This window comes from Salinicola halophyticus, from assembly GCF_003206695.1.
In the GTDB taxonomy this organism is placed as follows: Bacteria; Pseudomonadota; Gammaproteobacteria; order Pseudomonadales; family Halomonadaceae; genus Salinicola; species Salinicola halophyticus.
In genome coordinates this window covers 455,782-467,686 of the sequence record NZ_PZJN01000004.1, presented here as the reverse complement: position 1 = coordinate 467,686, position 11,905 = coordinate 455,782, and the positions used below count along the sequence as shown (strand labels likewise).

5 protein-coding genes are annotated in these 11,905 nt (G+C 61.0%); all 5 read left to right on the top strand.

Going from position 1 to position 11,905, the window contains the following annotated elements; all coding sequences use genetic code 11:
* Positions 1–13 precede the first annotated feature (13 nt).
* From DOM58_RS07330 to DOM58_RS07310, 5 genes are read left to right on the top strand one after another with little or no spacing between them, the layout of a single operon-like run.
* Positions 14–4,924, top strand: a complete 4,911-nt coding sequence (locus DOM58_RS07330; protein WP_188113791.1) for a VCBS domain-containing protein — start codon at positions 14–16, stop codon at positions 4,922–4,924.
* 32 nt (positions 4,925–4,956) lie between these two features.
* Positions 4,957–7,170: a type I secretion system permease/ATPase gene (locus DOM58_RS07325; protein WP_075563760.1), complete on the top strand. Its 2,214-nt coding sequence runs from the start codon at positions 4,957–4,959 to the stop codon at positions 7,168–7,170.
* Entirely contained in the window at positions 7,154–8,557 is a 1,404-nt protein-coding gene (locus DOM58_RS07320; protein WP_157957509.1) for an HlyD family type I secretion periplasmic adaptor subunit, read from the top strand. The genes DOM58_RS07325 and DOM58_RS07320 overlap by 17 nt, the downstream gene beginning before the upstream one ends.
* Before the next feature lie 25 nt (positions 8,558–8,582).
* Positions 8,583–9,947 (top strand): TolC family outer membrane protein, encoded by a 1,365-nt coding sequence (locus tag DOM58_RS07315; RefSeq protein WP_075563758.1) that lies wholly within the window; start codon positions 8,583–8,585, stop codon positions 9,945–9,947.
* Positions 9,948–9,962: 15 nt separating this feature from the next.
* The gene (locus DOM58_RS07310; protein ID WP_110692330.1) at positions 9,963–11,882 is read left to right on the top strand and encodes an EAL domain-containing protein; all 1,920 of its coding nucleotides are present in this window, start codon (positions 9,963–9,965) and stop codon (positions 11,880–11,882) included.
* The last annotated feature ends 23 nt before the right edge of the window (positions 11,883–11,905 follow it).

Here is an 11,905-nt window from a genome sequence, read left to right as displayed (position 1 = left end):
CAACGATGCCCCGGTGGCGACGGATGACAGCTACGCGAATCCTGGCAAACTCGGCGGATTGTATTCCGAGTACTTCGCTTATCAAGAAGGGCCGAATGCCGACGGTCCGAATCTGTCGAGTATCGCCCAGGCCTATGCGTTCATCTCCGCCAAGGGAACACCTGACGCAACTTTTGTGGCGAGTTCCCTTTCCTATCAATACATCGATGGTGATCTGGCTCACCCCGATACATTGAAGACATTCCTCGGGGATGATGCCGACTCACTGAATACCGACTCACCGACGACCGGTAGCGATGCCATCCTTCGGATGCGCGGCGTCGTCGAGCTCGATGCTGGAACTTATACCTTCAAGGTGCTGGCCGACGATGGCTATCAGATTCTGATCGATGGGAAGGTGGCCGCAGCCGTCGACCACAATCAGAGCCCCGCGACCAACTACCATAGCTTCACCGTTGACCAGAGTGGCACGCACGCCATCGAGATCATCTATTGGGACCAGGGGGGCAACGCTATTTTCCAGCCCTCGCTGCAGTTCGGTGGGCAGGGGGACTACGTACCGCTTGGCCAGTATGTCGTGGATGCGCCGTTGACGACGGCGGAGGACACGCCGGTCTACCTGCGGCCGGAAGATCTTCTCGTCAACGATTCCGATCCTGAAGATGACACGTTGACTGTCGTTGGGGTTGGCAACGCCGACCACGGCAGCGTCACCTTCGAGAATGGCGTGATCACATTTACGCCGGATGCCAACTACAACGGCACTGCAACCTTCGAGTACACCATCAGCGATGGCAAGGGTGGCACCGATACCGCGACGGTGACGCTGTTCGTGACGCCGGTCAACGATGTCGCGGTAATCACGGGTGCCGCGAGCGGTGGAGTCACGGAAGACACGAACACGCTCGATGGGCATCTGGTGGCCACCGGCACGCTTGGCGTTGTCGATCCCGATGAAGGGGAGGCCCATTTCCAGGCTGGGGCGGGCACGCCATTGGGGACCACGCTTGGCAGTCTCGCCATCGGCAGCAATGGCCAGTGGAGCTACAGCGTCGACAACGCCAAGGTGCAGTATCTGGCAGCGGGCGAGACCAAAATCGAGCAGTTCACGGTCAAGACCTCGGACGGCACCAGCCAGACGCTGAGCGTCACCATTCAGGGCACCAATGACGCTGCGGTGATCAGCGGTACGGCTTCCGGTTCAGTGACCGAGGACAGCAACGTCTCCGCGGGAAGTCTGACCGCCAGCGGCGCGTTGACGGCGAGCGATGCGGATAGTGGCCAAAGTGCTTTCGTGCCCGGCAACGCTGCGGCGGCGAGCGGTACGTTGGGAACGTTGGCCATTACGGCGGGAGGTAACTGGAATTACAGCGTTGCCAACAGTGCTGTGCAGTATCTCAAGGCGGGCGAAACCAAGGTCGAGAACTTTACGGTCGCGACACTCGATGGCACCACGAAAACGATCGCTGTCACCATCGTGGGTACCAACGAACTGCCGGAAACCTCGAACGTTACAGTAACCGGCAAGGAAGATCCGTCGTCGTTGATTGCGGTCAACCTCGGCGGTACCGACGTCGACGGCAGCATCGGCAGTTTCGAAATCTCGAGCCTGGGGGCCAATGGCATTTTCTACCGCGATGCGGCAGGTACTCAAACACTGACGCCAGGCGCGTCGATCACGGCCAGCGGCAATGGCGCGACGGTTTACTTCAAGCCGACAGGTGATTGGGCCGGCACGACCTCGCTCCAATACGCGGCTATCGATAACAACGGAAGCAAGGATCCGACGCCCGCCACGGCCACGATCAATGTTGCCGCGGTCGCCGATGCGCCATCGATTACCCTGGCTAGTAACACAGCCACTGGCGCTGGTTTAACGCGCGACACCTTCTCCATTACGACGCTCGGAACCAACGGCAATGGCGCCGACCCGGCCGTCATGCAGGCAGCAATCGACCGCGCCGGCACGCCAGCTAGCAGTGGCAATGTCACGGCAGCGGCCAACACCAACGTGGCTGCCGGCACTGGGACGCATCTGTCGGGATTGATCTATCTGGAAGCTGGGAAAACCTATGCTTTCAGCGGCTCTGGTGATGACAGTATCCGCGTGCTGATCGGCGGTAACGTGGTCGGACAGGGGACGTGGGGTGGCAGTTCCGGCAACTATTCCGGCAGCTACAAGCCGGCGGTAAGCGGTTACTACACACTCGATCTTTACCATCACAACCAGGCGGGGGCCGGTAACTACTCGCTCAATGTCGGCGTCAACGGTGGCGCGTCGGTGCCGCTAAACGCGAGCAACTACGTGTTGATGCAGGATGTCAGCGCCCTGGATGCGGCTAACGTCAACCATTCGGGTCTATTGGGCGCCGATGGCAAGGGCAATGGTTACTACCAGCTCTACGCCATGAACGAAGGTGACGAAAACTCGACCATTCACCTATCGAAGGTGGCCACGGCGCTACACGACACCGATGGTTCGGAGAGCATCAGCAAGGTGGCGATCAGCGGTATCCCGGTGGGCGCGACCTTGAGCGACGGCACCAACAGTTTTGTCGCGACGGCGGGCACGACCAGCAAGGACGTTACCGGCTGGAACCTCAATACGCTGACGGTCAAACCGGCGGCCGACTATGACGGAAAATTCAATCTGTCGGTATCGGCGACCTCCAAGGAAGCCAGCAATGCTGATACCGCCACGACGAGCGTGACGGTCCCGGTCATCGTTCACAACGTCAACGATGCGCCGATGGCGGTCGCCGACATGGGCGCCGTCACGGCGCAGCCTGATCTGGTCTACCTGTCTACTGTGCAAGGCACATTGGAAACCTGGAATCTGACGACAAATACCCAGACCAGCATCACGATCAAGAATGCCTCGGGGGCGGTGGTTACCAATCTTGGGGATATTTCCAACAGCACGACGGCGGGACGTTTGTATGGTGTCGCCTTCTCGTCATCAGCCAGCGGTTCGACGCTCTACAGCATCAACGCAACTACAGGATTGGCCACGACAGTAGGTGCGATCTCGGGCCTGACCAGCATCAACGCTTTGGCATTGATGCCCAGTGGTCAGTTGATTGCTGCCAGTGCCAGCACGACCGGACTTTTCTCGCTCAATCCATCGACGCTTGCGGCGACCAAGATCGCTTCGACCAGCTTCACGGCGGGCGGAGATCTGAAATATGTGGGTAATCATCTCTACGTGTCGGACGCGAACAACAAGGTCTACGAAGTCGCGTTGAACAATGATGGCAGTGTCAAGACCACCAGCGGCAACGCGTCCACAACGCTTGTCGCGACGATGTCCACTCAGGTCTACGGCCTGGCGGAAGATGCCTCTGGCCATCTGCTGATCGTGACGACCGACAGCAAGGCTACACCGATGGATGTCGATACCCATGCGCTTGGATCTTCGACACCGCTCACTGCGCTGAACGGGGGAACGTTGTACGGGAGTGCCAGCGCCATCGCTGCCGGCTCGGCCACGGCCACGGGTAATGTGCTGACCAATGACAGCGACCCCGACGGCGATGCACTGATCGTGACGAATGTCGTCAATGCCCAGGCGCACAGTAGCGTGAGCATTGCTGGCACGGCCAACACGACCATTGCCGGCGTCTACGGTACGCTGGTACTCCACGCCGACGGCAGTTACACCTACACGCTGGATGCGGATCGGCCTACGACCCGTGGACTGTTTGGCGGGGACAAGGCGAGCGATAACTTCAGCTATACCGTCAGCGACGGTAAGGGTGGCACATCGACGGCTTCACTGGTGATCGGCGTAACCGGCGCCACGTTCAACACCGCGCCGACAGCGAGCAACTTCACGGTCGGTTTGACTAATACGAGTATCCACAAGGACACGGTCTACATCGACTTCGCCAATAACGCGAAGCTGAGTGACGCGGAGAGCGGCAGTGGATTGAGCATTCGTGTCACCAAGTTGCCCGATAATGGCGTTCTGTATGCTGCAGGCGTGGCGATCACGGCCAGCGACGTGGCCAACGGTAAGGTCTTCGATGTTAGCGCCATTACTTACAATCCTGCAGATCAGTCGCATGTCGAAAGAGGAAGCTGGGTTTGGACCGGGCTTTTATCAGGCTACTACCAGCAGGTAACTGTCGAAGACAAGCCGCTGTCGGACAGCTTCGGCTTCGCTGCCATCGATGGCGATGGCAGCATCGGCGCCTCGCAGACCGTGACGCTGAGCGCAGATGGTAGTGGGACTTACACCAACGTCATCACGTCCACATCGAACTCATCGGGCACCAGCGGCGCCGATATGATCATCGGGACTGAAAGCACAGATGAACTAAGCGGTGGTCTTGGCAATGACATCCTGGTAGGTAATGGCGGAGCCGATACGCTTAGCGGCGGAGACGGCGACGATCACCTCTATGGCGGCGCCGGCAACGACACGCTCACTGGCGGAGCCGGCAATGACATACTCTCTGGCGGCGTTGGCAACGACACGCTATCGGGCGGCAGCGGTAACGATCACCTCGAAGGTGGCAAGGGTAACGACATTCTGACGGGGGGTGACGGCAGCGACACCTTTGCCTGGATGCGTGGCGATCAGGGCTCCTCTGCGGCGCCGGCTGTCGATCAGGTGACGGATTTCAAGAGCGGCGCCGGCGGTGACGTCGTCGACCTGTCCGACATGCTCGACATCGGCGGCAGCGGAGATTTCAGTCTGGATGCTTCGCTGGCTTCTCAATATCTCCATTTCGAGAAGGGCACTGCCGCCGATAGCAATAGCGGCTCTACCCTGCAGATCAAGACCGATGGCCCCGACGGGGCGGTGACCCAGAAGATCGAGTTCAGCAACGTTGACATGACCTCGCTCGGCAGTTCGGATACAGACATCATCAGGACGTTGCTGCACGACGGCAATCTCAAGACGAACCTCGACGGCTGAGGCCGGCCGTCGAACGACAGGAGAACACAGGTTTGGTTGATGAACCGACACCGCTTCGTCCCGACCCGGTCGGAGAGAAGGAGATCGACCCGCTTCTCGGCGCGTTGATATTTCTCTCTCGGCACCACGGCACACCCAGATCGGCCGATGTCATCAGTGCGGGACTGCCGCTCGACGATGGCCGGCTGACGCTGTCGCTGGTGCCGCGCGCGGCGCAGCGGGCGGGCCTCTCGGCCAAGCTGGTGAGCCAGCGCGCCGACCGCGTCGCCGACATTCTGCTGCCCTGCATCGTGATCCTGCAGGGACGCCGTGCCGTGGTGATGCTCTCGCGTGACGCGGAGCGAAAGCAGGCCACGGTCTACATGCCGGAGGCCGATGGCACTCAAGACGTCGAGATGAGCTCGCTGATCGAGCAGGCAACCGGTCAGGTGATCTACGTGCGGCGTGAGCATCGCTTCGACGATCGCGCCCCGGAGACAGTCAAGCTGGCCGAGGGTCACTGGTTCTGGTCAACGCTCAAGCTGTCGACGCCCATCTATCGCGATGTACTGATCGCTTCGCTGTTGATCAACCTGTTCGCCTTGGCCGCGCCGCTTTTCACCATGAACGTCTACGACAAGGTGGTGCCGAACCTGGCCTTCGATACGCTCTGGGTGCTGGCGACCGGCATGGCGATCATCGTCGGTTTCGATCTGCTGATGCGTCAGGTGCGATCTTGGTTTCTGGATACCGCCGGCAAGAAATCCGAAGTCCTGCTGTCGGCCAAGATATTCGCCAAGGTGATGAACCTGAGAATGGAGGCGCGACCGGTTTCGGTAGGCGCCTTCGTCAAGCATCTGCAGGAGTTCGACTCGGTTCGTGACTTCTTCACCTCGATGACCATGACGACGCTGGTCGATCTGCCGTTCGCGATCCTGTTTCTGCTTGTGATATGGATCGTCGGCGGGCCGCTGGTCTGGGTGCCGATCATTGCGCTGGTCATTCTGATCGGTTACAGCATCATCATTCAGTGGCCGCTCAGGCGCTCGATCGAACTGGGCTCGCGGCTGGCGACCGAGAAGCATGCGCGGCTGGTCGAAAGCGTGGCAGGGCTCGAGAGCATCAAGCTTGCCAACGCCCAGGGCGAGACCCAGCGTCGCTATGAACGCGCGGTCGGCGAAATCGCCAAGTGGGGCGTCAAGAGCCGCAATCTGTCGACCTCGGTGTCGTCGTTGACGATGTCGGTCAACCAGCTCTCGACGGTGGCGCTGGTCGTGCTGGGCGTCTACTTGATCGGCAATGCTCAACTATCGATGGGCGGGCTGATCGCCGCGGTCATGCTGACGGGGCGAGCGCTGCAACCGCTGGCGCAGATGGCGTTGCTGATTACCCGGTTCGGGCAGACGCGCAGTGCCATGGCGGCGATCGATCAGATCATGAACTTGCCGGACGAGGTCGACGAGACCAAGAACTATGTGCACCGCGACAAGCTCAACATGCGCATCGAGTTCGATCACGTAGAGTTCCGTTACAGCGAACTGTCTCCCGCCGTGCTGACCGATGTCTCGTTCACCATCGAGCCTGGAGAGCGCGTCGGGATCATTGGCCGCATGGGGGCAGGCAAGAGTACCGTCGAGCGCCTGATGAGCGGTCTCTATCGTTCGACCGAGGGCAGCATCCGTCTCGATGGGCTCGATATCAACCAGATCCATCCCGCCGATGTGCGTCGTCATATCGGTTTTGCCGGCCAGGATAGCGCACTGTTCTTCGGCTCGATTCGCGACAACATCATGCTGGGTCAGCCTTACGCCAGTGACGAGGCGGTGCACCGTGCGGCAGATATCGCGGGCGCCAGCGAATTCACCCGCCGTGATCCCGATGGTCTGGATCGCCAGGTCGGCGAGGGAGGTCGACTGCTGTCCAGCGGCCAACGCCAGGCGGTGCTGCTGGCACGGGCGATTCTGACCAATCCAGCGTTACTGCTGCTCGACGAGCCGGGCTCGCATATGGACAACCGCGCCGAAGCCATGCTGCGCCGAACGCTCCGGGAGTTGCCGAGAAGCCAGACGGTGGTGCTGGTCACGCACAAGAGTTCGATGCTGGAGGTTGTCGATCGGATCATCGTGCTCGATTCTGGCCGCGTGATCGCGGATGGCCCCAAGCAGACGGTGCTCAAGGCACTCAACGAAGGACGTGTGCAGGCGCCGACCGAGCCCACGCCGCCAGCCGCCGGCCAGCAGGAGGTGCGCCATGGCCAGCGCGGGTAACGTCGTCAAATGGCCACGGCCCAACGCCCGCGAACTGGAGCTTGCCGATGACGCCAGTGCTGCCACGCTACTCTCCACGCCGTGGCGGTCGCGAGTCATCATCTGGATACTGCTGGCCGCGTTCATCGTTTTCCTGATATGGGCGGGCGTCTCGAGTATCGAAGTCGTGACCCGGGGTACGGGGCAGGTCGTCCCCTCATCGCGACTGCAGACGATCCAGAATCTGGAAGGCGGGATCGTGCGCGAGATCTATGTCGACGAGGGCGATGTCGTCGAAGCCGGCCAGCCGCTGGCGCGAATCGATCCGACCCGGGCAACCTCCGATCTCGCCGAGCGCAACTCGACGCTGGCCGGGCTGCAGGCAACGGTGGCGCAGTATCAGGCCGAGCTGGACTCGGTGGTGGTGAATTCGGACGCCAGCGACTGGCAGGCGCAGGTCAACGTATCCACGCAGACCCTTCCTCTCAGTGATGAGTTTCGCACCACCAACAAGGAGACCTATTCCGCGGTCGCTGGCGCCTATAGCGCGAGGATCAATGGCTTGCGCTCTCAACTTGACCAGGCCGCGGCGCAGATTCAGCAGCGTCAGCAGGAGTTGCAGGAGATCCGGTCCCGGGCCGATTCCCTGTCTCGTAGCTATCAACTCTCACGCCAGCAGTTGGGGATCACCGCGCCATTGGTGAAGGAAGGGATCGTCTCGCAGGTGGATCTGCTCGATCTGCAGCGTAAGGTCAACGACCAGCGCGGGGATCTGGAGTCCGCACAGCTGTCGATCCCGTCCAAACAATCCGAGCTGCTCGAGGCCATCAGCAAACGGCGCGATCTGGCGACTCAGTTTCGCTCGCGCAGCGCGGATGCCTTGACCGAGGCTCGCAACAAACTCGACAGCCTCCAGCAGGGGAGAGTCAGCCTGCAGGATCGCGTTGACAGGACGCTGATCACGTCGCCCGTTCGCGGCAGCGTGCAGTCGATCAACGTCAACACCATCGGCGGCGTGATCGAGCCCGGTGCCAGCCTGATGGAGATCGTGCCGATCGAGGACCAGCTACTGGTCGAGGCGAGAGTGTCACCACGCGATGTCGGTTTCATCCGCGCGGGACAGGCGGCGACGGTCAAGTTATCCGCCTATGACTTCACGATCTACGGTGGCCTGAAGGGGCAGGTCATGCGTATCAGCCCGGATACAGAGGAAGACGAAAAAGGCAACACTTACTACGAAGTGACCGTACGAACCGACAGCAACCATCTGGGGAAAAACGTCGACGATCTGGCGATCATTCCCGGTATGCAGGCGACGGTCGATGTGATCACCGGCGAGCAGACCATTTTGCAGTATCTGTTGAAGCCGATACTTCGCGCCCAGCAGGGTGCCATGCGTGAACGCTAGGCGTGCGCGGCAGGACAAGAAAGGGGTGAAAAGCATCATGATGAAGCAGTGGATCCTGTTCGCCGGTCTGGCGGCATCGGCCGGTGGTGCCCAGGCCCAAACGCTGACCGAAGCGGTCACTCAGGCGGTGATGGAGTACCCCACCACGCGCACCGAGATGGCGCGTTACCAGCAGAATCTGGACGACGCCAGGGCGCAGCGCGGCGCTTATCTTCCCTCGGTCGACCTTGAGACCCGCGTCGGCTATGGCGAGAACGAAAGCGAGATCGACGGGATCTCGCAGTCCAGCGAGCCCCACGACTATCGACGCGGCTCGATCACGCTGTCGCAGTTGATCTGGGACGGCAATACCACGATCGAGCGCATCCGGCAGGCGGACGCCGAAAGCGACTATCAGCGCTGGCAGGTGGCTGCAGCGGCCAATCAGATTGGCCTGGCAACGGTCCAGAGCTATCTTGACGTGCTGCAATCGCAGCGTCTGCTCGAACTGGCGCAGCGTAATGTCGATACCCATCAGCGCATTGCGTCCGACATTCGGCGTCGCGAGGAGCTCGGGGCCGGCACCACGACCGACACCAGCCAGGTCGAAGGGCGTCTGGCTCAGGCTCAGGCCAGCTTGATTTCCGCTCGCAACAACCTCGACGACGCGGTCTCTGCCTTTCTGCGCTATGTCGGCGAGACGCCCCGAAATCTCACGCTGCCAGCCGATGTCGACATGACTGGCGTACCGGGGGATTTCGACGCCGCAATCGCCATGGCGACATCGAACAACCCGCTGGTGATTTCCGCCACGCACTCCATCGATGCCGCACGTCATGAAGTGGCGGCGGAGCGAGGCGATTTTCTGCCGACGTTCCGTGCCGAAGCAAGCCGTCAGGCGGCTCGGGATTATGACTACGAAGGTAACGATTCCGACGATTGGAACGCAGATCTGGTGATGTCCTGGAATCTCTATCGGGGAGGTATCGACACGGCCGAAATGCGTTCACGCGAGGATTCACTGCGCGCCGTGCGTTACGATAGCGACCGCTCCCTGCGCGAGATTCGCGATGAACTCCGGCTAGCCTGGAATGCCCGCGACTATGTCACCAGCCAGCTGCCGTTTCTGGCTCGTCATGTCGAGTCCAGCGAGAAAACCCGCGTCAACTATCGCAAGCAGTTCGACATCGGCCGACGCACGCTGCTCGACATGCTCGACAGCGAGACCGAGCTCTACGATGCGCAGCAGGCGCAGGTTCAAGCCGAGTTCTCGCTGCGTCGGGCCAACTATCGGTTACTCTCCGCCACCGGCCAGCTGCTCGATACGCTACAGGTGAATCCCGACATGGTCGGGGCTGCCGATGATCGTTATCCGCCGCCGATTCGTCGCGACGAAAATCCCCAGGGCTGATCGGAGACCCCGCTTATGAGTCTGTTTCGCCGCTCCGTCGCCATCATGGTCGGGCTATTGCTGTTGTTCTCGATCGGTATCTTCTCCATCGAGGTGCGTCAAACTCGAGCATCATTGGCCGAGCGCCAGCAAATCGATGTCGATAATCTCGCTCAGGCGCTGAGTCTGTCGCTGGTGCCGTTCGTCGAGATCGGTGACTGGACCAGTGCCGAGACGCTGATGCGCGCCGTCTCCGATGGCGGCGTGATAAGGCGTATCGAACTGGAAGCCGTGGGCCGCGATGACCCCCTGGTGGTGGATGCCGCCCGCGAAAGCGACACGCCACACTGGTTCCAGCAGGCGATCAGCCTGCCGAGCGCTCGCGGAGAGCGTGAAATCAGCGGCGGCTGGTCGGCGTTGGGGAGTGTCAAGATCGCTTCCGAAAGTGCCTACGCCTACGATCAGCTGTGGTCTCTGGCGCTGCAGCTGATCACCTGGCTGGCCGTGGGAATGGTCATGGTCTTCGTGCTCAGTATCGTCGGCGTCAAGTTGCTCCTGGGACCGCTGAATCGGCTTTCGCGCCGCATTGCCGACATGCAGATCGACGGTTTCGACGAGCCGCTGCCGGAGAGCCGCGTTCACGAGCTTCAGGGCATCACCGATTCGGTCAATCATCTCGGCATGCGTCTCAACCAGCAGTTCGACCAGCAGGCCGAACAGGTCGTGCGTCTACAACGGCTGACCGAGCAGGACGCCGTATCGCTGCTGGGCAATCGTGCCTATCTGGCCCGCGTGCTCGACGAATGGTTATCGGCACCCGTCGGCGGCGCACTCGTCATCGTGCGCATCGATCATCTTCAGGAGCTCTACCGCCAGGATGGCTTCGAGGCGCGTGATCGGGCGATCCGCAACATCGGTACGTACCTTCAGAGCGCGCAACTCGCGGGACAGGAAGTGATGAAGGCACGCCTGTCGGCGGAGGAGTTCGCGTTACTGCTCCCCGATACCGATGATGCGCCGAGAGAGCAGTGGCTGACGGATACCTTCGATCGCATCGATGACATCGTCGATGCCAATCCGTTGGCGGAAGCTCGCGCGTTGCACACCCGGGGCGGCGTCGTTCTGCGCGAACGCGGCATGACTCGGGAGGGTATTCTGGCGCGAGCGGACAGTGCATTGCGTGAAGCGATCGAACGCCAGCAGCGATGGGTCACCGCGCATCCTGGCGACGTGACCGCGGCGCGGGGACGTCAGGAGTGGCGTCAGATCATCGAGCATGCGCTCGAAGCCCGAGATATCAGCTTCGTTGCCCAGCCCGTGTTGTTGACTGACGGCAGCGAGTTACACCGAGAGGTCTTGGTGCGACTCAACGAAGGAGAAACTCAACATCCGGCTTATATCTTCCTTCCTGTCATCAATCATTTCCAGATGGGGGTGCAGTTGGATAGAGCGGTGCTCGAAAGTCTTGGCGATCGCGAGGCCCGTTTCGGGGGGCGTTTGGCCGTCAACTTGACTGCGGACTCGGTAGCCGATCAGGCGCAGTATCGACGGCTCGTCGGCTGGCTCGAGTCGAACCCGCGCTTCGCCGCCAAGCTCGATCTGGAGGTCAGTGAAGAGATCGCGCTCGAGCATCTGGACAGGGTGCAGCAGCTGTTCCGGGTGGCGCATCGATTCGGCGCTCGCGGTGGTATCGACCGGTTCGCACGCAATCTGTCCGCGATGAGCTATCTCGCACGGTTGCGCCCGGATTACGTCAAGATCGATCAGGGCTTCTTCGTGCGTGACGATGTCGATACCGAATTTCTGCGTAGTCTGTGCATGGCAGCCCATCAGGTCGAAGCGAAGGTCATCGTGACGCGCGTGGAGTCCGACGAACAGCGCCAGCGGGTGGCGGAAGTGGGTGCCGATGGCTATCAGGGCTATCTGGCACCGATCGTGCCGCTGGAACTGACATAGTCTCGCCTCGGTGCTCTCCAACC